The sequence below is a fragment of the Bifidobacterium reuteri DSM 23975 genome, from assembly GCF_000741695.1.
Classification (GTDB): Bacteria; Actinomycetota; Actinomycetes; order Actinomycetales; family Bifidobacteriaceae; genus Bifidobacterium; species Bifidobacterium reuteri.
On the sequence record NZ_JGZK01000017.1, the window covers coordinates 1 to 21,051 of the forward strand.

13 protein-coding genes and 2 pseudogenes are annotated in these 21,051 nt (G+C 63.8%); 6 read left to right on the forward strand and 9 right to left on the reverse strand.

The window, feature by feature from the left end:
- Nucleotides 1-1,228 precede the first annotated feature (1,228 nt).
- The 4 genes from rpmA to dapE all read right to left on the reverse strand — a co-directional run bounded on the left by rpmA (nt 1,229) and on the right by dapE (nt 6,610).
- Nucleotides 1,229-1,480, reverse strand: a complete 252-nt coding sequence (gene rpmA, locus BREU_RS09435) for a 50S ribosomal protein L27 (RefSeq protein ID WP_044089908.1) — start codon at nt 1,478-1,480, stop codon at nt 1,229-1,231.
- A 22-nt stretch (nt 1,481-1,502) separates the two neighbouring features.
- Nucleotides 1,503-1,811, reverse strand: coding sequence for a 50S ribosomal protein L21 (gene rplU / locus BREU_RS09440; RefSeq protein WP_044089906.1), 309 nt, complete (start codon nt 1,809-1,811; stop codon nt 1,503-1,505).
- Between the two features lie 312 nt (nt 1,812-2,123).
- On the reverse strand, nt 2,124-5,123 hold the full coding sequence (locus BREU_RS09445; RefSeq protein WP_044089905.1) for an Rne/Rng family ribonuclease: 3,000 nt from the start codon (nt 5,121-5,123) through the stop codon (nt 2,124-2,126).
- Nucleotides 5,124-5,401: 278 nt separating this feature from the next.
- Nucleotides 5,402-6,610 (reverse strand): succinyl-diaminopimelate desuccinylase, encoded by a 1,209-nt coding sequence (gene dapE, locus BREU_RS09450; RefSeq protein ID WP_044089904.1) that lies wholly within the window; start codon nt 6,608-6,610, stop codon nt 5,402-5,404.
- 184 nt (nt 6,611-6,794) lie between these two features.
- Between dapE and BREU_RS09455 the strand changes: the two genes are divergently transcribed.
- Nucleotides 6,795-7,739: an AEC family transporter gene (locus BREU_RS09455; protein WP_044089903.1), complete on the forward strand. Its 945-nt coding sequence runs from the start codon at nt 6,795-6,797 to the stop codon at nt 7,737-7,739.
- Nucleotides 7,740-8,062: 323 nt separating this feature from the next.
- Here the strand turns inward: BREU_RS09455 and BREU_RS09460 are convergent.
- Both BREU_RS09460 and BREU_RS12695 read right to left on the reverse strand, forming a co-directional pair.
- A pseudogene (locus tag BREU_RS09460) lies at nt 8,063-9,172 on the reverse strand (Maf family protein); the annotation flags it as partial.
- A 122-nt stretch (nt 9,173-9,294) separates the two neighbouring features.
- A pseudogene (locus tag BREU_RS12695) lies at nt 9,295-9,592 on the reverse strand (Maf family protein); the annotation flags it as partial.
- Nucleotides 9,593-9,785: 193 nt separating this feature from the next.
- Between BREU_RS12695 and BREU_RS09465 the strand changes: the two are divergent.
- The 5 genes from BREU_RS09465 to BREU_RS09485 all read left to right on the forward strand — a co-directional run bounded on the left by BREU_RS09465 (nt 9,786) and on the right by BREU_RS09485 (nt 15,914).
- Complete coding sequence (locus BREU_RS09465) at nt 9,786-10,505, forward strand: RNA polymerase sigma factor (protein WP_052382108.1); 720 nt, start codon at nt 9,786-9,788, stop codon at nt 10,503-10,505.
- Complete coding sequence (locus tag BREU_RS09470) at nt 10,471-11,703, forward strand: hypothetical protein (protein ID WP_044089901.1); 1,233 nt, start codon at nt 10,471-10,473, stop codon at nt 11,701-11,703. Before BREU_RS09465 ends, BREU_RS09470 begins: the two co-directional genes overlap by 35 nt.
- 249 nt (nt 11,704-11,952) lie before the next feature.
- Nucleotides 11,953-12,873 (forward strand): ABC transporter ATP-binding protein, encoded by a 921-nt coding sequence (locus BREU_RS09475; RefSeq protein WP_081886669.1) that lies wholly within the window; start codon nt 11,953-11,955, stop codon nt 12,871-12,873.
- 1 nt (nt 12,874) lies between these two features.
- Nucleotides 12,875-14,155, forward strand: coding sequence for a hypothetical protein (locus BREU_RS09480; RefSeq protein ID WP_044089900.1), 1,281 nt, complete (start codon nt 12,875-12,877; stop codon nt 14,153-14,155).
- Between the two features lie 79 nt (nt 14,156-14,234).
- Nucleotides 14,235-15,914: a hypothetical protein gene (locus BREU_RS09485; RefSeq protein WP_044089899.1), complete on the forward strand. Its 1,680-nt coding sequence runs from the start codon at nt 14,235-14,237 to the stop codon at nt 15,912-15,914.
- A 590-nt stretch (nt 15,915-16,504) separates the two neighbouring features.
- On the opposite strand, the gene BREU_RS09490 is transcribed toward BREU_RS09485, so the two are convergent.
- The 3 genes from BREU_RS09490 to BREU_RS09500 form a co-directional block, all read right to left on the reverse strand.
- The gene (locus tag BREU_RS09490) at nt 16,505-17,602 is read right to left on the reverse strand and encodes a homoserine kinase (protein WP_044089898.1); all 1,098 of its coding nucleotides are present in this window, start codon (nt 17,600-17,602) and stop codon (nt 16,505-16,507) included.
- A 252-nt stretch (nt 17,603-17,854) separates the two neighbouring features.
- The gene (locus BREU_RS09495) at nt 17,855-19,171 is read right to left on the reverse strand and encodes a homoserine dehydrogenase (RefSeq protein ID WP_044089896.1); all 1,317 of its coding nucleotides are present in this window, start codon (nt 19,169-19,171) and stop codon (nt 17,855-17,857) included.
- 108 nt (nt 19,172-19,279) lie between these two features.
- A complete protein-coding gene (locus tag BREU_RS09500; RefSeq protein ID WP_044089895.1) occupies nt 19,280-20,920 on the reverse strand; it encodes a diaminopimelate decarboxylase family protein in 1,641 nt (546 codons plus the stop codon).
- Between the last annotated feature and the right edge of the window lie 131 nt (nt 20,921-21,051).

Genomic DNA, 21,051 nt, shown 5'->3' on the forward strand with positions numbered 1-21,051 from the left:
GGACGCCCGCGCCGCACCCACATTACGGGAGGCCTGCGCCATGCGCCCCGAAGCGTCCATGCGGCCGGCCTGGTTCCTATCAGCGGTCTGCGAACGTCCCCGCTCCCGGCGACAACACCCCCCGGATCATCGACGACAGGGCAGGAAAGTCATACCGGAACCGGCGACCCGGCCCCGACCATTCGGGACCTACCAAACATGGTAATGGGGACGCAAAAACGAGACAACCAAGACCACATGACGAAACCAGCCATGAAACCAACCACAGTCGTACACCGGCCGTTCTCGACAAACCAGTCACGCGCCGACCGACTCCAGCGATGCCCGAGCACGCTTGTGGCCAGTTGTTGGCCACCTGACTTCACTGAAAACAATCTGATTGACGGGAGCCGGCCAGTCGTTGGCCTTCTGGCATCGCTATGTAGCTTGGTGGGCGGCTTGAGTGACGGGAACTGGGCAGCATGTGGCCGTCTGACTTCGCTGAGCAGCTTGATGGGCAGACTCGGTGATGGGAGCCGGGCAACATGTGGCCATACGGCTTCACTGAGCGGCTCGGGAGATGGGAGCCGGCCAGTACATGTCATGGCGACTTCACTGAGCAGGCCCTCAGTGAAGTCGCTGGACGAAAGCTGGCCGTCTGACTTCACTGAGCGTCCGACAGCGACGCCAGACGGGCACATGCTGGCCAGCTCGCGTCGCACGTGGCAGCCTCGCAGTCTGCGCAAGTAATTCGTTGACGAATTGACTACCCCTCAGTCCCGCTTCGCGGGCCAGCTCCCCTGACAAGGGGAGCCGATATTAAGCTAGCTCGTCCCGCAAGTACGGACGTGCCGCACGCGGCAGTCTGCTGGCTCCCCTTGTCAGGGGAGCTGTCGGCGTAGCCGACTGAGGGGTAGTCGTCAGAAGGCTAGCCGACCTGATTCTGTCTCTCCCCCCAGTCAGCTCCGCTGACAGCCCCCCTCGTCAGAGGGGGCCAGCAATCAGGGACGCGCTGCGCGCGACATCCTACTGGCTCGCCTGCCGGCTCGCACGTCGCCTACAAACAGCTCCGCTGGCTGCTTTACGGTGCTGTCCTGGCAGGGGAACTGAAATCAAGATCATGCAATCGAGCAATAAAAAAAACCGCACTGGCGCAGCAATATGCGCACAGTGCGGTTTGAAGAATATTCGCGATACTCGCGGTATCCGTTTGTTCGCTGTGTTCAGTCCAACGAATCCGGCGAATCGCTCAGGCGGCGATGACGTCGACGACCTTGCGGTCACGACGGATGCCGAACTTCACGGAGCCGTCAGCGAGGGCGAACAGCGTGTGGTCCTTGCCCATGCCGACGTTCTGGCCCGGGTGGAAGTTGGTGCCACGCTGGCGAACGATGATGTTGCCGGCCACGACAGCCTCGCCGCCGAACTTCTTCACGCCGAGGTACTGAGGCGACGAATCGCGACCGTTACGAGAGCTGGACGCACCCTTCTTATGTGCCATGATTCATGGTCCTTTCTATGACTCAGGCGATCGCCGTGATCTTGACGACGGTCAGCTTCTGACGGTGACCCTTGCGACGGGCGACACCGGTCTTGTTCTTGTACTTCATGATGTTGATCTTCGGGCCCTTGGCTTCGTCGTCAACGACTTCGCCCTTGACGGACACCTTGGCCAGATCAGCGGCAGCCAGCGTGACGTTGGCGCCATCAACAACGAGGGCAGCCGGGAATTCCACGGACTCGCCCTTCTTGGCGTTAAGACGATTCACGAGGATGGTATCGCCAACCTCGACCTTTTCCTGATGGCCACCGGCCTTCACAATCGCGTACATGATAGTTCCTTTTATGTTTTGGAAAGCTTCCTTGCCTAACACGCACCGAGCCTGCGGTCAGACACCGAGTTTCGAATCTACACCTACACGCGGACGAAATCAACCGATTTCTGCCCGCGTGTCAAGCGCGACACACCCTTGGGCCTGTCGCGCATATGAACCGAGGATGAAGAGCCGGAAAGGCTGCACGGTCTTTCGACTCCCCTCAGACGGCTTCGCCGCCAGCTCCCCTCAGCGAGGGGAGCCAGAAAAGGATGCCGGCGATTCCGAGCCCACCCCGACGAGAACACCCGAGGATGAAGAGCCGGAAGCTCACTCCTCGGCGCTGTTGGCGGCCACGGCTGCGGCTGCGATCTGCGCCAGCTTGGCCTTGACGTCTGCGCTGGAGCCTGCCGGCTCAGGCGCGGGTGCGGTGCCACGACCGTGCTTGTTGGTCTTGACGAACGGATCACCACCGCGAAGCGCGTACGGATCGTCATAATCAGCCGAGACGGTCGGCTGATCGTGCAGGATGAAGCCGCGGCCCTTGCAGGTCGGGCATTCCTCGGAGAAGGCCTCGACCAGACCCTGACCGATGCGCTTGCGCGTCATCTGCACCAGACCCAGCGAGGTGACCTCGGCCACCTGATGCTTGGTGCGGTCGCGGGCCAAGCATTCGATCAGTCGGCGCAGCACCAGATCGCGGTTGGCGGGCATGACCATGTCCACATAGTCAATCATCACCATGCCGCCGATGTCGCGCAGACGCAGCTGGCGAGCGATCTCCTCGGACGCCTCGAGGTTGCATCGGGTGACCGTCTCCTCCAGGGACTTGCCCCGGCCGATGAACCGGCCGGTGTTCACGTCGATCGTGGTCATGGCCTCGGTGCGGTCGATGACGATAGAACCGCCGGACGGCAGGTAGACCTGACGCTCCATGCCCTTCCTGAGCTGGGAGTCGATCTGCCACTTGTCGAACACGTCCTTGCCCTCGTGCTCGGCCGGGTCCCACTTCTCCAGCTTGTCCTTCAGGTCGGGGGCCATGGTGTCAAGGTATTCCTCGATCCGGTCATAGACCTTGTCACCTTCGACGATGAGCTTGTTGAAGTCGTCGTTGAAGATGTCACGCACCACGCGGATGGCCACATCCGGCTCGCCCTGCAGCAGCTTCGGGCGCTTGCCGTGCCAGAATTCCTCGCGCTTGGCGTTGATGCGCTCCCACTGGCGGGTCAGCGCCTCCAAATCCTTGGTGATGGCCTCTTCGGACGCGCCTTCGGCGGCGGTACGGATAATCACGCCCATATCCTTCGGCGCAATCTTGGAGACGATGTTCTTCAGCCTCGAACGCTCACGCTCCGAAAGCTTGCGGCTCACGCCGGTCATGCCGCCGGAAGGCACCAGGACCAGGAAGCGGCCGGCGAGGGTGACCTGAGAGGTCAGACGCGCACCCTTGTGACCGATCGGATCCTTGGTGACCTGCACGAGCACCGGATCGCCGGACTTGAACGCCAACTCGATGCGACGCGGCTGGCCCTCAAGACGGGCGGCATCCCAATTGACCTCACCGGCGTACAGCACGCCGTTGCGCGCCTGGCCGATGTCCACGAAGGCGGCCTCCATGCTCGGCAGCACGTTCTGCACGCGACCAAGGTAGATGTTGCCCACGGTCTGCACTTCCTGGATGTCGGACACATAATGCTCCACGAGCACGTTGTCCTCCACCACGGAAATCTGGGTGTGATGCTCGCGTTCGCGCACCACCATCAGACGATCCACGTTCTCGCGGCGTGCGAGGAAGTCCTGCTCCATGAGCTGGCTCTGGCGGCTGCGTTCGCGACGGTTGTCGCGACGGCGCTGCTTCTTGGCCTCCAAACGGGTGGAACCCTCGACATCCGTGATCTCGTCGATGTACTGCTGCTTGCGGGAGCGGCGGATGACCGGCTGCTCATCCTGCTGGTCCTCACCGGCCTCGACGTTTTTGCCGCCACGGCGGCGACGGCGACGACGCGTAAGGGTCTGTTCGCCATCATCCTCGCGCTCCGCGCGGGAGTCGCCGTGAGACACGGCATCGTCTCCGCTTTCGGAGCCCTCCACGCCCTCGGTCTCATCGGGCATCGCTTCGCTACGCGATCCACGGCGGCGACGACGACGGGAGCGGGTGCGCATGGAGTCGGACTCCTCGTCATCCTCTTCCTCGGTGATCGGCGCATAGGAGATATCATCCAGCTCGAGGTCCTCCTCGATCTGTTCGACTTCCGCGGCTGCGCGCCGTTCCTGCGCATTCAAACGACGGGAGCGACGGGAGCGTGGAGCCTCCTCATCAGTTGCCGTGTCGGCACCGGTATTGGCACCGGTGTTGGAACCGGTTTCGTCGTCGTCATCCTGCGCATCGGCCGCCGCATGACGACGGGCCCTGGCCGGACGCCGATCCTCAATCTCAACGCCATCATCGGCACGACGCGAACGGGAGCGGCGACGAGTGCGCGGCTCCTCCTCATCGTCGGCGTCGTCGGCATCAGCGTGATTGACGTAGCGGGTGACAGGCAATACCGGCTCCTGGAACAGCAGAGAGGTCATCGGCTTGCCTCGGCGCACGGTTTCGTGCCCCTCCGGCAAGGAGTCGACGGCATCCAGCAATCGCTCGTCGGGATCATCCGGCTGAGCGTGATTCACGCGGTCAGCACGATCCACTCGCCCCGCCCGCCCGGCATCATCGCGCCTGCGACCACGATCAGCGCGGCTATCGCGGTCTTCCCGGCCACGATCTTCATCGTCCCGCTCATCGGCATCATCGAAATCATAGCGGGAGGTTCGCGAGATGCGCGAACGGGCCGCCCGACGGGGAGCGTCGTCATCGTCATCGTCATACTCTGCAGAACGGCGACGGCGCGGCGAACGATCATCCTCGGCAGCATCAGCCCTGCGTGTGCGAGACCGGCGGCGCACCAGACGGCGGTCGTCATCGGACGCGGCGCTGCGGTCATCGGCGTTATCGGCATCACCAGCATCGGTCGCGTTCGCGCCGGCGGTGTTGTCGTCAGCAGAAAGCGCCGGCGCCTCGAACAGCGGCGCGGGATGCTCCTGCACCTGAAGTTCCAGTGATGCGCCGGCAGCACCGGTGCCGCGCACGACGCGGCGCCCGCCACGACGGCGGCGCGTCACAGGAGCGGGCGCAGGCGAAGACGCGGCGGCATCGGCGGATGCGCCAGCGGCTGCGCGATCCTGAGCATCTGCTCGGGAATCGGTATTGGATACGGTTGAATTATCAGTTTCGTCACCGACGAAACCCTCAGGGTTCACAGTGGGCACAATGCTCCTTGCGGCGCGCTGCATCACGACGCCATCCAGGCCTGTACGCTTCGCTCACACCACGCTCTCACCGTGGCCGCGCGAACATGCGCTTCGCGTAAAGGCAACTTCGTCTCAAGTCTGTCCTGCGAACGGCGGACACCGGCGCTTGCGTTGTCTCTTTCTCGAGAGCCGCAAGGGGATCGACGCCATTTCGCACGCTGATGGTCATGCAGAACCACCGTCTTTCAGTATGCCACATTTTCTGGCAGACGTGCATGCTTCGCGTGGCTCGCGTTGAATACGCGGTCAGACGAGTCGGTTCAGACGAGCCATCCGAGCAGCAGATCGGCGAGCGCCAGCAGATCGGACTCGGGGACCTGTTCGTCATGCTTATGCGCCAGCAGCGGGTCGCCGGCGCCGAGGTTCACCGCCGGGATGCCGAGAATCGCGAACCGTGCCACATCCGTCCAGCCGAGCTTGGCCAGCGGTTCGCGGCCGGTGCGCTCACGGACCAGACGCGCCAGGTCCTGAGCGAGCGGCGCGTTGAGGCCCGGGCGTGCGGACGGGGACTCGTCCTTCATCTCGATGCCATAACCCGCGAACACGCCGCCCGTGACCACGTGTTCGCCATTGCCGAGTTCGGCACCGGCGTCCGCGCCCATCATCAGCGCCTTGGCATCGGCCAGCGACTTATCCGGAGCGAAACGGTAGTTCACATGCACGCGGCATTCGTCCGGGATGACGTTCGTGCCCTTGCCTCCGGAGATGAGCGTGGCGTTGAGGCCCTCGCGGTAGTCGAGCCCATCCACGTTCACCGTGGCCGGCTCATAGTCGTTGAGCCGGTTCAGGATATCGGCGGCCTTGTGGATGGCGTTCTCCCCCATCCACGCGCGGGCGGAGTGCGCGGCGACGCCGTGCGTGATCACATCGAATCGGATGGTGCCGTTGCAGCCGCCCTCGATGCCGCAGCTGGTGGGTTCGCCGATGATGGCGAAATCGCCCTGAATCCAATCGGGATGCGCTTCGACCACCTTGCGCAGGCCGTTCTTCTCCGCGGCGACCTCCTCGTGGTCGTAGAAGACGTAGGTGAGATTGGTTTTCGGCGTGCTGCCCGAGCTGCTGCCGTCTAGGGTCGCGGCGAGGTAGAGCATCACGGCGTCGGATGCCTTCATATCGGTGGCCCCGCGACCCCAGAGCACACGCTCGTTCGGGTGGGCCTTGGCGATGTCCTCGCGGATCAGCGGATCGCCGGGCTCAAGCCAACGCGGCGGGAAGTTGTCGATGACCGGCACGGTGTCGATGTGGCCCGCGAGTATGACACGCTGCTGCGGTCCGGTGAAATCGGTGGAAGCGACGATGGTGTCGCCGTGACGGCGGACAGTCAGATACGGGAGCTGCCTCAGGAAGGCCTCGATCTCATCGGCGAGCGGGCCTTCATCGTCGGAAACCGAGTAGTTCCCCATGATTTGGGTCAACAGGCTGCTCAGTTGCTCGGCTTTGGATGCGGTACGGTTCAATTCAAGCGTCATGGCACCAGCCTACCGCGAGACCGGCTTGGGGATTCGGGATTGTCTCGCTTGATGCGGCGCGGCGCAGCTGAGATGCATGTTGGCACAGGCTTGCGTCCGCCATTCGGCCCGGAACGTGAGATTTGAGCGCCATATGCGCTCGACTGTGCCACACTTGGTGCGGTAGAGGAGGCTTCAGAACAATATGACCGGTTTGATCAGCGCCATGCAGGGTTTCTGCGTGATCGGCATCGTCATCTTCGTGGGCTATGTGGCGGCGCGCATGCGCATCGGAGGTCCAAGCGCGCAGATGGTGCTCAACCGGTTCTCGTTCTTCGTCTCCAGCCCATGCCTGATGTTCGCGATCCTGTCCAAGGAGCCGATCTTCGATATCTTCCATCCCTCGATCATCGTGGCGTTCCTGTCCGCCGTGCTCGTGGGCGTGGTGTTCCTTGTGCTCAATCAGCTGTTCTTCCATTTGAAGGCACCGGACGCCACCATTGGCGCGCTGAACTCCCTGTACCTGAATTCCAATAACATCGGCCTGCCGGTCGCCACGTACATTCTGGGCAACGGCGCGCTGGTGGCGCCGATCCTGGTGATGCAGCAGGCGCTGTTCACACCTATCGGCCTGACGGTGCTCGACGTGACCACCAAGGGCAAGGTCTCGGCCAAGGAGATTCTGAAGCAGCCGCTGCATCAGCCGCTGCTCATCGGTTCGCTGCTGGGCATCGTGGTCTCGGCGGTTTCGGCCAAACTGGGGTGGTTCCCGGTGCCGAACTTCATCTACGACCCCATCAACATGATCGGCGAATCCGCCGTGCCGATGATTCTCATGGCGTTCGGCATGTCGTTGCACGGCACCAAGCCGTTGCAGCAGAAGGGCGACCGGCCGGCCATCTTCACCGTGGCGGTGCTGAAGAACATCGTGATGCCGATCATCGCGTTCCTGCTCGCCTACTTCATGATGGGCTTCCGTGGTCCGGAACTGTACGCGTGCGTGGTGCTCGCCGCGCTGCCGACCGGCCAGAACGTGTACAACTACGCGGCTCGGTACAACGTGGGCCTCACATTCGCGCGCGACGGCATCCTGATGAGCACGATGACCAGCCCGGTGTTCATCGCGATCATTGCATTCCTGCTGAGCTGAGGAATCGCGATGAACCGCCGCGGCACAGCCGCTCCCCTCACCTACGGACAGTCCACCGGACTGTCCGCCTAACGGCTCGGCATCGCGATCATTGCATTCTGACACAGGCCAGTGATCCGTCTCCCCAATAATTGAGGGTTCGACTTCCGCCCCCGGTCAGCTTCGCTGACAGCCCGTCCTGCAATTAAGGACGTACTGCGTGCACGGCATGCTGCCTCGCCTGTCGGCTCGCACGCCGCCTACAAACAGCTCCGCTGTTTGCTTCACGGCAACGGTCCCACAGAGGGGGCCAATCATCACTCGAACAATTGCTGACGCGGGCGCTAGGCGGCGGTTCGTGCCAGCTCGTCGAGGCGCGCGGCGAAGCGGGGCCAGTCGGTCTTCATGGCGGTCAGGAGCTTGAGCGTCGGCACTTTGTCGATCGGCACCCAGCTGATCTCCTTGCTTTCGTCGTCATTGGGCCTCGGGTCAACGACGTGGCCCGGCTTCTCGAACGCGAACACGGTGGTGTACGCCCACGGGCCGTGGTCTTCGCGATAGGAGCCGACCACCTCGATGTCCTCCGGGGTGATGTTCGCCTCCTCGTAGCTCTCACGCAGCGCGCCCTCGATCGGCGACTCGCCGTCTGCCGTGGCACCGCCTGGGATACCCCAGGTGCCGCCTTCCGCGCTCCACGCGGCGCGATGCTGCATCACCACATGGGTCACCTCGCCGGTCGACGAATCGCGGCGGGCCAGCAGGATGCCCGAAGCGCCGTTGGTGCCCCAATGCTTGCGACCGCACGCGCAGTCCACCCAGCCGTCGCCGGGCTGGTGCACGTTCTCGATCGGGGGCAGATTGTCCTTGCCGGCCGCCGCGATGCCTGCCGCATCCGCGGATTCCGGGGCGATCTCGCCGCGCTGCACATTCCACAGATCGGTCCAGTCCACGCCCAGCTCCTTAACCAGCTTGCGCAGCAGTGGCAGGCTGATGCCGATGATGCCATGTGGGTCGCCCTCGACACCGTCGATGAACGCGCCGCCGAACCCCTCCAAAGTGAACGATCCAGCCACTTCCAGCGGCTCGCCGGTGGCGATGTACCGCTCGATGTCCTTATCGGAGTAATCGCCGAACTTTACTACGGCGTGACTGGCGCCGCGCGCCACGCGCCCGCTGGCAAAATCGATGACGCAGTGACCGGTCCACAGCTCGCCACTGGCACCACGCATCCGACGCAGACGCTCGCGCGCGACTTCGGGGCTGTGAGGCTTGCCATAGCATTCGCCGTCCATGAGGAACATCGAATCGCAACCGACGATGAGCGGTCCGATGCTCGACCGCGTCAGGCCCGGCTGCAGGGCCACGACGTTGGAGATCGGCTCGGTGACGGTCGGTATGTCCACGCCGGAGAAGTCGCGTGTGGTGGCGATGCGGTCCTTGGAGTAGTCGATGGGCGCGGCGGTTTCAGTGGCCGACTGGACGCTCTGGCCTGAACCGTCCTGCCTTTGGCCCTGCCCCTGCGTTTCTCGCTTTTCCGAACCTGCCGCCACCGCGGCGGCGGCATCCTCGGCCTGCACTTCCGGGGCGCGCAGCGGGTAGGCGATCACCCGCTCGCCGGTCGCGGCGGCGGCCGTGGCGGCCACGTCACGATATGCACGATGCACGGCCTGCGCCTTGGCTTCGGCAAGGATCATCACCCGCTGGTCCACGGTCAGCTCATCAACCGTGACGCCGGCGGCCTGTGCAGCGGTTTCGAGCGCGGCCGGCTCGTCCACATGCGAGACGCGGATGGTCGGGCAGATGCCGGCCGAATACAGCACATCGCGGCGCGGGCGGGACTTGGACGCCAAAATCAGCGGAATGGGAACAGACATACACCCTCCTGACGTAGGTTCACTACCAGCATTGTATGAATCGGCACGGGCATCCCGGAACCGGGCGGCGCCAAGACGTGCGCAACGCACAATCCGCATCGCGCACGACACGCCCGGGCCGGATTCGCCGCAACGATTCGCCGTCCGCGCACGTATATACCTGTGAACACAACGACAGGAGACCGGGGAGACGATGATGGGCTGGTTCACGGCGCGACGCGGCAGGACGAGGGGCGACGGCACATCCGCCGCAACGCCGTCCGCCAAGAACGCCGCAACCGAACGCCGACTCATCCGCGCAATCGTGCGGCACGGCTCGCGAACCGCAGCCGATCAATTGGTGCGCATGTATTTCGATGACGTGCTCGCCTTCGTCTGGCGCGTGACCGGGGACCGGGAACACGCGCTTGATCTGACCCAAGAGACGATGATTGCGGCGTTGCGCTCGCTCTCCGGATACGATCCGGACAAAGCATCGCTGCGCACATGGCTGTACGCCATCGCCTCGCACAAAGTAATAGACGCGAGGCGGGCGAATCGTGTCACCGTCACACCGCTGCCGATGGACGAGACGCTGGACGGCACCGGCAGCGCACGCAAAACCCACATCGACGGCAACCCATCGGAAGTCATCACGGTGGCGGGCGACGGGCCGAACCGCACCCGCGACCCGGCCGACATCCAGGCCGACGCCGATCTGCTTGCCCGCATCGATGCCTTTGTAGGACGGTTCGACGCCGGCACACAGGAGATCTTCCATTTGCATACGGCCGCAGGTCTACCGTTCCCGCAAATCGCAGCGGCCCGCGGCGAGCGCACCGAAGCCGTGAAGGCCCGCTATTACCGACTGATCCAAGCGATTCGAAAGGAGTTCGCCGATGAACGAACAAACCGATCGTGCCAATCGAACTGATCGTTCAATCCCGTCCGATCCAAACGGCCCTGTTGCCGGCAATGCCGAAGCGGCGATACCGGGTTCCGCCGTTTTCGTCGGCGTCCCGACAAGCATCTCCGTCAACGGACATGCCCGCGGGCGCTCCAAAGTGAGCACCGACAACAGCCTTGTCGACATGGAGTCGCGCATCATACGGGCGATGGCGGCACGTGCGGACGCACCACTCCCCGGCAATGTCGTACATAATCCGGGCGATGACGGCACCATCGCCCCCGATACCATACTCGCCAACGTCATCGTCGACTCGCCCACGCAGCGCGAGCAAGCGATTGCGGACTCGGTCGAAGCCGGCGTGCCGAAGCGTGTCACCCTGTGGTCCACGCTGGCCGAAGCGCGCGGTTCGCTACGGTTGCGCGACTTGTTCTTCGGCGCATGGGACTGCGTGGCCGTCGCCCTCGTGATGACCGCGACAGTCTGGCTGATTCCGCTGATACGACTATTCACCAACGCCGCATACGCGCTCGCCCATCCCGGCACCGTCTATGCGATGGCGTTTCTGACCGCGCCGTTCCTGTATGAGGCCACGCATCTGCTGGTGCGATTCAAGGAGCATGAAAACCATACCGACGATTTGCTGCGCACTATGCGCTGGTCGTTCACGCGGCTGTGCGCGCTGCGCATGCTGGTGATGGGGGCGGCTGCGGCCACGCTCATCGTGGGCTATGCAGCAGTCGTCAGTGTGCTGGGCGCGCAGGTGGGTCTTGCGAGCGGCGGTGCCGGAGGCGGCATCGGCAGTGGTGTCGGCGGAGCGCTCTCCTTCCCCGACGCTACCGGAATCGGACTCGGCAGCGGAGCGGCCAATGCTGGCATGGCCTGGAGTCCGGCCGGCCTGTCGGGCGTCATCCCGGACACATCGGCCGCCCGGTTCTCGCTGCTGACGCTGCTGGGCGTGGCCTTCAGCGCGCTGTTCGTGTTCGGCATCGCACAGCTCGTGGCAGACGTGCACGCCCGCTGGCCGTGGTCGATGATCGCGATACCTGCCCTCTGGGTAGCGCTGTGCGTGGCGCTGCTGGCCTGGCACGACGTACTGGCACCGCTGCTGGCCGGACTGCCGCCAATGGTCGCGCTCATCACCGCTGTGGCGACCGGTGTGGCATATTTCGCGGCAATGGGCCGATTCGTACGGCTCGCACCATCCGTCGCCGAAGCCGCATGATGCCGTAATCCGCTCCCTTCCATATCAGTTCATTCCATCCCACCCCGTTCCCACACCCCAACCCATTCCCATAGCCCATCCCGTTACCCGCCGATTCGCTAGTGTCCGTTTCGTAATTGGTTGAGTGGTGATGGCCCCCTCTGACGAGGGGGCTGGCAGCGAAGCTGACTGGGGGAGAGAAAAAGCTGAATCCCTCAATTATTTCTGACACAGACCACTAGTGTCCCGCGTCTCCTGAAAGGAATCGCAATGCTTACCGTTGACAACGTATCCAAGAAGCTCTCCGGCAAAACCATCCTGCACGACATCAATCTCGAGTTCGACCACGGCGTCTACGGCCTGCTTGCTCCGAACGGCGCGGGCAAGACCACGCTGATGAAGCTCATGACCACGTTGCTGTTCCCCGATTCCGGCTCGATTCGGCTGGACGGCGAAGACATCGTGACGCTCGGCGAGCGCTATCGCGGCCAAATCGGATATTTGCCGCAGGATTTCGGCTACTACCCCGGCTACACGCCTCGTCAGTTCCTGCGCTATATCGCCGCGTTGCAGGGCATGCCCAGGCATGGATTGGACGCGCGCATCGATGCGCTGCTGGACATGGTGGGCCTGTCCGAGGCCGCCAACAAGCGGATGCGCACGTTCTCGGGCGGCATGATCCAGCGCGTCGGCATCGCACAGGCGCTCGTACACGACCCGCGCATCCTGATTCTCGACGAGCCTACCGCCGGACTCGACCCCAAGGAGCGTGTGCGTTTCCGCAACATCATCCATTCGCTCGCCGCCGATCGTATCGTGATTCTCTCCACCCATATCGTCTCCGATTTGGAAACGATTGCAGGCCACATCGTGATGCTGCGCGACGGCACGGTGTACACGAATGCCTCGCCCGCCGACATCTGCTCGTCCATGGAGGGCAGGATCTACGAGGTGGCGGCGGGGACGCCCCTCGCCGAAGGCCAGCGGTTGCTTTCGGAGGTGCAGTACGGAGGCGAAACCAGACTGCGCATCTACTCGGAGGAACCCCTTTCCGGGGGTGCAAACGCGCCCGGCATCAACGCGACTTCGGCTGGTCTGTCTCCGACCGGGTTGGCCGCCGGTACAGCAATCGCCCCGGTCATGGTCGCCCCGAACCTCGAGGACGCCTTCCTCGTCATCTATGGAGGCTGACATGGCCACCCACCTGCAACCGCTACGATTCACCAGCGGCGAGCTTGTCAAGATTGCGCGGCTCCCGCTGGTATGGGCAGTCATCGTCCTGTGCGCGCTGGTGAATCTGCTGATGGCCACGGCGGCCACTCCCGCGAATACCGTCGCGCGATATAACTACGCGAGCGCCGTCGCCGTGGCCATCGGCGGCAAAGTCGGACCCGAGTTCGACCGGGCACTCACGCTGATCGGTCCGTCCGGCAGCGCTGCATCACCCCGCGACGCCGCACAATCCGACACGGAAACCGTCCGCGATGCCAAACCGACCAGCCCCGTCATCATCGCGCGGATTCCCAAGAATTCAACGATGACCGCAGACGAACTGCACCGGCAGCTGGCCGCGGTCACACGCGGCGCCACGAACACGCTCGCCGGCTACGACGCCACGGCCACGCGCGACGCGATGCTCGCGCAGGTCGCCGGCGACCCGGCCGCCACATGGCTGATGCAGCGCAAATACGATGCCTACGCCGCTCGCGTGGCCCATCTGGCGAACACCGGCGCGGCGTTGGACCTGGCGGCCGGCTCGGCCACCGACCCAACGTTGAACCATTGGACGAATATGACCGGCTACCTGTTCTTCGAGACGTGCACGTTGGCGGTGCTGCTCATGGCGTTGGCGCTCGGCTACGAGCGTACGGCGGGCACCGAGCAACTCATGATGGCCACGCGCGTCGGACGACGACTCGTCGCACCAAAAATCGCGGCGGGCCTGATCGCCTCGACAATCGCGTACCTGCTGCTCGTGGCGGCAATCGTCATACCGTATCTCATGGTGTTCGACGTGCGCGGCGTATGGAGCGCGAGTGTGGCGAGCCAGTTCAACACGGTGTTCGGACAGCGTCCGTTCGTCACATGGTGGGATCTGACCATCGGCCAGTACCTGTTCGTGCGACTGGCGCTGGGGCTGGCGATCACGCTGTGCTTCGCGCTGTTCACGGCGACTCTCGGGCTGCTGATGCGCAACACGTTCGCGGTGGCTGGATGCGTGGGCATCACCGTGATACTGGTCATCGGCATTATAGGCGCGGCACATGCGGCAGGACTGCCGTGGGGCGCGTGGATCGGCGGGTTCAACCCGGTGGGTGTGCTGCTGCTGCGCGAGCAATGGTTCACCGAACTTGGCTTGGACGCGCCCACCGCCTTCTGGGAGACCGGCGTGACCGCCTGCTCGCTCGTGTATCTCACGGCCGCATTGGCTGCGGCACGGCGTGCGTTCGACCACAGAGATCTGATTGCCTGAACCGCCATCATCGCCTACAGGACATCATCACCTACAAGGTCACATGCACAACACTCGCAATACTTGCAAAGGAGTCATCATGACACTGTTCGCCGCGGAAATGCGCAAAATCTGGCGCCCGATTCCAGTTTTGATGCTCATGGCCATGGGCGCGCTCTGGGCGTTCGTCGGCATCATGCCCGCCTATCAGGCCTTTACGGAAACCGAGCGCAGCGTGGGTTTCCTGCCGCTCAATCTGACCAGCGAGCGCCGGCTCGTCACACGCTACGGACCGCTCACCGACCAGTCCACCATCGACCGGATGAAGGCGGACATCCCACGTCTGGAGCAACAGGCCACACGCGACATCCAAGCGCATCCGGCCGAGGCGAAGACGCTCGGCATCACTGATTTCGCCGGCTACAAACACTGGTATAACGCAATCGCCGACCAGACGTTCTACCCTACCGATGCACCCAACACCATTCCGGAGGGGCGCACGGCGACCGGCGCGGACACTGCCGAGAGCGCCGCCATCAGAGAAGCCAGGAAGAAAACCGACCCAACCGCGACCATGACCGAGGCGGAGCAAGCGGCGATGTACGAGGCCGAGCGCACGCTGTCCAATGGTTCCGAAGCGCTGCAGGATCTGCATAACATCGCACTGCTGATGCAGCACTTCCCCATCACCCAGTCCGATGCACAACGCAATCTCGACAATTCGGTCGCGATGCTGCGCTCCACCGCACACACCGACCATCCGGTCACGCCGTTGCAGCAGCAGTTTGAGCGGGACTATCGAACGGCGGCGGCAAACGGCTGGGATGACACCGTTTCCGGTGGATGCGTGGCCACGGACGTCACCGGCAAGACCGTGACCAATGAGACCGGTGGCGAGGAGAACGCCCCGATGGACGGGGCCGACGCGACCGACACAACCGGCTCATCCGGCAGCACAGGCGACGCCCAGCTTGGCGAGGGCTGCGATTCGGCCGATGCCTCGCTGGGGTCATCGTCATATCGGGTTCCCGGCACGATGCCGTCATCGGTGACCGACCGACTGGCGCGCTACGCCGCGCATCCCGGACAATCCAGCTACATCGCGTACAACATCGTGGAGAACACATGGGCGTATGCCTTCGCGATTGCGGTCTTTATGGTGATCGCCTCCGCCGCGCTCACCATACCGGTGATGGTCCGCGATCGCGGACGGCGCATGACCCAGCTGCAGTGGGCGTCGCGTTCCGGACGGTCCGGACGGCGAGTGCGCGTGGTGGCCGTGGCGGCGAGTTCCCTGCTCGTCAGCGTGCTGACGTTGACGGCGTTCGGCCTGCCGCTAGCAGTGTTGTTACGCGATTTTCTTGGCACGCCGGTGCTGAATCTCAACACGAATGTCAGCATGGGCGGAGTCTCGTTCGAGATGCCCTTCGGTGTGCCGATCGTACCGTGGGCCTATTGGACGCTCGGACAGTATCTGGCAATCATCGGCGCAACCATCGTGGTGCTGGCCCTGGCCACGACGATGGCGGGCGCGTGGCTGTGCCGTTCGACGGGCTCCATCATCCGCATGCTGCTGATCATGGTGCCGCTGCTGGCGTTGGTACTGCTGCCGGCGCAATTCGTCTACTTCCAGAACATGTTCCTGATGGGCAACTGGCTGACGAACCGCCTGACCATGCCCGGATTGGAATTCTGGATGCCGTTGGCCGCGCTGACGCTGGCTGTGGCGGCGTGGGTGGTCTCCACGATTCGGCTTCGCCGCCGGGAGCTACTGCGTTAGATAGGTTTCCGACCGATTTCCGATCGAGCCGCGGAAGCTCGACAACTTCCGCATAACAGTTCTGGACATATACGTGTCGCCAACAGTGCAAGCGACAGGATTCTGGGCATATACCTACCAGTTATTCTGGGCATATACGTGTCATAAGCAAGGTTCTGGGCATATTCCTACCACGAAAACAGTCAAATTGGGAGCCTCGTGGTAGTCATATGCCCAGAACCCACTGAGAAGGTCGCTTCGTGGTAGGGATATGCCCAGAACCCACTGGGACGATCACTGTAGTGAGCTGAGTTTACTGATGCTGACGACGTTCAGTGCCATGCCGAGCGCACAATCAGAGGAAACACCAACAGACAATGCCGCAACTGGCTGTATGTTCGCGCCTGAACCATGGGCTCGCGAACTTACAGCCCTTTCTCGCATCCAAACAGGCTGTATGTTCGCAGCAGTGTCGTGCAGACGCGAACATACAGCCAGTTGCTCGACAACGACCATGCAAAATGTGCCTGCCGATGTGCCTACATCCGCCAAAACGGAACAGCAGGCACATCGGCAGGCACATTAGAAACGATCGAGATGCAATCTGGCCGCTATCGCCGCTCGATTTCGACGCCGGCGGTGTTGATGGGCAGGTGAAGCACACGCCAGTGGCCGGAGGCCAGCTGATTGACGGCCACCTGGTCGATGGCCTCGCGGGCGTCGCCGTAGTGCAGCACGAGCACGCACGGGCCGGCACCGGAGACGGCGGCGGCATAGCCTTTGGAGCGGAACAGCGCGATGAGTTCGGTGGACGGCGGCATGAGCGGCGCACGGTACGGCTGATGCAGACGGTCCTGCGTCGCGGTGAACAGCAGCGCGTTAGCCTGAGCGGCCGCGGCGGCGAATGCGGCGGCGCTCACCGGCGCGTTCGCGGCAGCTGCAGCAACACCGGCATCACCGCCGAGCGCATCGGCACCGCCTTGTGCCGCAGCCTGGGCGAGCACCACCGGGTTCATCGCAGCGGGCAGCAGTCCCACGCGGGAGACATTGTATACGGCGTCCTTGTGCGGCAGTTCCTTGGGCAGCGCCTGACGGGCCTTTTCGGTGGACAGCTCATAATCAGGCACGAACACGGCAGCTGTGATGGCCGGATCGACCGGATAGTTGACGGTGTGGAAGCTGCCGTGCAGCGGCTCGCCACCGGGGATGGCCACCGAGCCGACGCCTTCAGCCGTGGCGAAGTCCCACGAGACCGTCAGCCCGCCGAAGACGGCCGGCGCCACGTTGTCCGGATGGCCCTCGATCTGGGCGGCCATGTCGAAAATGGCCGGACGATTAAGGTCGCCGGGCTGCGCAAAGGCGGCCGCCGCCGCGATGCCGGCCACGATGGCCTCGGCGGAGGATCCCATGCCGCGCGCCTGCGGGATGTTGTTGGTGGCCTCAAGCGTGAAACCGAGCCGCCCCAGACCGAAGGTGGCGCAGGCTCGACGGAAGGTGGAGACCACCAAATGCGTCTCGTCGCGCGGCAGCGTGTCCTCGCCCTCGCCGTGGATGAACACATGGGCCACGCCGTCGGACGGGTCGGGGTTGAGCGTGAAGGTGAGCTCGTCGTGGTAGTCGAGCGCGAGGCCGACGGTGTCGAAGCCGGAGCCCAGATTGGCGGACGTGGCCGGCACGCGCACCTTGACCTGTGTGCAAATGGGATTCATATAGCTTCCTCTGTGATTGGCTCCCTCTGATGAGGGGGCTGTCTAGTGTGAACGCGGCTGAGGGAGAGACCACCCTACCATGCTTTTCTCTCCCTCAGTCGGCTTCGCCGCCAGCTCCCTCATCAGAGGGAGCCGTTGATGCGGATACTCCTCAAACCGATAAACCGCCAAGCCAACTCCCCCACCAGAGGAAGCCGTTGATGCGGGAGCCCCTCAAATCGATGCATCAGAGGGAGATGGCATTCATACCGATCAGTCCAGCACGCGCAGGATGGACGGCTCGCCGGTCACGAAGTCGAGGGCCTGCACGGCCTTGACGGTCGCGCGCAACGTGTCCTCGTCGGTCAGATGGGTCACCACGCGCAGCTGCTGGATTTCGCCGTCGTAGCCGGGGTCGGTCAGCGTGGGCTTCAGGTCCTGGTTCACGCCGTTGATGGAGACGCCGTTCTTGGCGAACTCGGTGGCGATGGCGGCCAGCACGCCCGGCTTGTCGTGGATGAGGAAGCGCACGGCGAAGGCTGCCTTGGAGGCGCTGACGGGGGCCTTGGGCAGGTTCTTGTACAGCGGAATGGACGGGCCGGTGCAGCCTGCGGCGATGTGACGGGCTTCGGTGACCACGTCGCCCACCACGGCGGAGGCGGTCGGCGCGCCGCCGGCGCCGCGGCCGTAGAACATGAGGTCGTCGGCGGCCTCGGCCTTGACGAAGATCGCGTTGAACGAGCCGTGCACAGAGGCGAGCGGATGAGACTCGGGCAGCAGCGCCGGGTAGACGCGGGCGGAGACGCCGGCCTCGCCGTTTTCGACGACCGCGAGCAGCTTGATGACCTTGCCTTCGGCGGTGGCAGCTGCGATGTCGTCGGCGGTGATCTTGGTGATGCCCTCGACGGACACGTCGTCGATGGTCACTGGCGTGTGGAAGCCGAGGGTGGCCATGATGGCGGCCTTGTTGGCGGCGTCGTAGCCCTCGATGTCGCCGGTCGGGTCGGCCTCGGCGTAGCCCTTGGCCTGCGCGTCCTTGAGCACATCCTCGAACTGGAGGCCCTTGGTGGTCATCTCATCGAGGATGTAGTTGGTGGTGCCGTTGACGATGCCGAGCATGCTGGTCACCTTGTCGCCCACGAGGGACTCGCGCAGCGGGCGCAGGAACGGGATCGCGCCGCCCACAGCCGCCTCAAAGTAGATGTCGACGCCCTTGGCCTCGGCGGCGGCGTAGATCTCCGGGCCGTACTTGGCCAGCAGCGCCTTGTTGGCGGTCACGACGGATGCGCCAGATTCGATGGCGGCGAGCACGAACTTGCGGGCCACGGTGGTGCCGCCGATGAGCTCGATGACGATGTCCGAGTTGGTGGCCACGCTCATGGTGTCCGTGGTGACAATGGACTGGTCGATCCACGGGAACTTCTCGGTTTCCTTGGGGTCCAGGCAGGCCACGCCGGTCAGTTCGATCGGGCGGCCGATGCGGGCGGAAAGCTCATCCTTCTGCTCGACGATCAGACGGGCGGTCTGCGAACCGACCGTGCCGGCACCCAACAGGCCTACGCGAATCGGGGTTCCATTCAGTTCTGCCACTTTACCATTCCTTCCAAATACAAGCTTGATTTCCCATTGTTATTGTACGGATTGATTCCTACAGCGACCGGGGACTGTCCATTCGTCCGCCGGCGTCATCAGCGGATGTCACTCGCTGACGTCGAGGTCCAGCAGGTCGTCGATCGTCTGACGGCGCAGCATCACATGCGCCCCGATCTCGCTGACAGCCACGACGGCCGGAATAAGCGCCTGGTTGTAGTTGCTCGCCATCGTGCGGCCGTAGGCGCCGGTGACCGGCACGGCAAGGATGTCGCCGCGCCGCAAATCGGCGGGCAGCCTCACCTCATGCACCACGATGTCGCCGGACTCGCAGTGCATGCCGCAGACGCGCGCAAGCATCGTCTCGGCAGAGCCCGCCCGGTTCGCCAGTCGCGCGGTGTAATCGGCGCCGTACAGGGCTGGGCGGATGTTGTCGGACATGCCGCCATCAACCGACACATACACGCGTTCGCTGATCGGGTTGCCTTCGGCATCCTTCGGCGCACGGTCGCCGTCGCCGCTCAGGTGCACATGCTTGATGGTGCCCACGCGGTACAGAGTCACGCCTGCGGGGGCGACGATATAACGCCCCGGCTCGAACGAAATCGCGGGAGCCGGCATGCCGAGCGCACGATTGGTCTCGCCCACAGCCTTGGCCAAGCGGCCCAGCTCCACGTCGATGTCCATCGAATCCTCGCCATCCGTGTAGGCTACGGAGTAACCGCCGCCGAGGTCGATCTCCGGCAGGGTGAACGCATCGGTGGCGTACAAGGTCTTGCGCAGCAGCATCATGCGCTTGCCGGCCTGGATGAACGCGTCCGCATCATGGATGTTGGAGCCGATGTGCGAGTGCGCGCCCACGAGCTCCAACACATCCTGATTGGCGAGGATGGTCTTCAGCACGGCGATGGCCGGACCGTCCGCGATGGCGGTCATCGCCTCGGCGAGCGCCTTGTCCTTGTCTGAAACCTGTTCGTGGCTCAAATCGTATGGGTAGCGAAGATTGTATTGCAGCTGACGTTCGCCCTTATGTCCAACTTCCACACCGCCGTCCGCAGCGCTTGCGGCACTGTCCGCAGCAGCAGCAGTCGCTTCGGCGAATCGCGCATTGGTTACTGCCGGAGTGACGTCCGCGAGATTCTTGAGCGCGGTATCCAGTACGGCGGCATTCGCATTGGCCGGCAGCAGCGGTACGCCGAACTTCTGGTCCTCGTGCGCTGTGGAGATGTATTCATGCCCGCCCGCGTGCACGCCGACGGTGACGCGCAGCATCACACGGGCGCGCTTGCCGAGACGACGCGCGATGGCCGCGATACGCTCGGGTTCCCCGGGCTCGTCAACGACGATCTTGGCGAAGCCCTGTTCGATGGCAAGCTCGATTTCGGCGTCGGACTTGTTGTTGCCGTGCAGCACCAGACGACGGCCGGGTGCACCGGCGGCGAGGGCGATGCGCATCTCCCCCATCGTGCAGGTGTCCACGTACATGCCGGCGTCGAGCACGAGCCGCACGATCTCCTTGGAGAGGAACGCCTTACCGGCGAAGCTCACGTGCGTGGTGGAGTTGTTGAATGCGGCGGCCGCGGCGCGCACAAAGTGCCGGGCGCGCTCATTGACCTCGTCGGTGTCGATGAGATAGAGCGGCGAGCCAAACTCGTCCAGCAGCGATTCGGCCGTACGGCCGTGGAATTCAATGGCTCCGGTGGCCGGGTCCACGGCCGAAGCGGCGGGCCAGATATGGGTGATAGGCATGGTGTCTCCTTGGATGTCCCTTGATGTCGTTCGACGTCTGCTGGCGCTTACAGGCGTCTGCAGAGGCGTATGGCCCTGATTGCAGCAGCGTTTTCAGACTGGTCTGGCTACCACTGTGCCACATCGGTGTG

Excerpts from the sequence above, each read along its gene's own strand:
- BREU_RS09480 (WP_044089900.1), top strand. The coding sequence starts at position 12,875 with ATGGCCACCCACCTGCAACCGCTACGATTCACCAGCGGCGAGCTTGTC.
- BREU_RS09455 (WP_044089903.1), top strand. The coding sequence starts at position 6,795 with ATGACCGGTTTGATCAGCGCCATGCAGGGTTTCTGCGTGATCGGCATC.
- BREU_RS09485 (WP_044089899.1), top strand. The coding sequence starts at position 14,235 with ATGACACTGTTCGCCGCGGAAATGCGCAAAATCTGGCGCCCGATTCCA.
- BREU_RS09490 (WP_044089898.1), bottom strand. The coding sequence starts at position 17,602 with ATGAATCCCATTTGCACACAGGTCAAGGTGCGCGTGCCGGCCACGTCC.
- rplU (WP_044089906.1), bottom strand. The coding sequence starts at position 1,811 with ATGTACGCGATTGTGAAGGCCGGTGGCCATCAGGAAAAGGTCGAGGTT.
- BREU_RS09475 (WP_081886669.1), top strand. The coding sequence starts at position 11,953 with ATGCTTACCGTTGACAACGTATCCAAGAAGCTCTCCGGCAAAACCATC.
- BREU_RS09445 (WP_044089905.1), bottom strand. The coding sequence starts at position 5,123 with ATGCAGCGCGCCGCAAGGAGCATTGTGCCCACTGTGAACCCTGAGGGT.
- rpmA (WP_044089908.1), bottom strand. The coding sequence starts at position 1,480 with ATGGCACATAAGAAGGGTGCGTCCAGCTCTCGTAACGGTCGCGATTCG.
- BREU_RS09500 (WP_044089895.1), bottom strand. The coding sequence starts at position 20,920 with ATGCCTATCACCCATATCTGGCCCGCCGCTTCGGCCGTGGACCCGGCC.
- BREU_RS09465 (WP_052382108.1), top strand. The coding sequence starts at position 9,786 with ATGATGGGCTGGTTCACGGCGCGACGCGGCAGGACGAGGGGCGACGGC.
- dapE (WP_044089904.1), bottom strand. The coding sequence starts at position 6,610 with ATGACGCTTGAATTGAACCGTACCGCATCCAAAGCCGAGCAACTGAGC.
- BREU_RS09470 (WP_044089901.1), top strand. The coding sequence starts at position 10,471 with ATGAACGAACAAACCGATCGTGCCAATCGAACTGATCGTTCAATCCCG.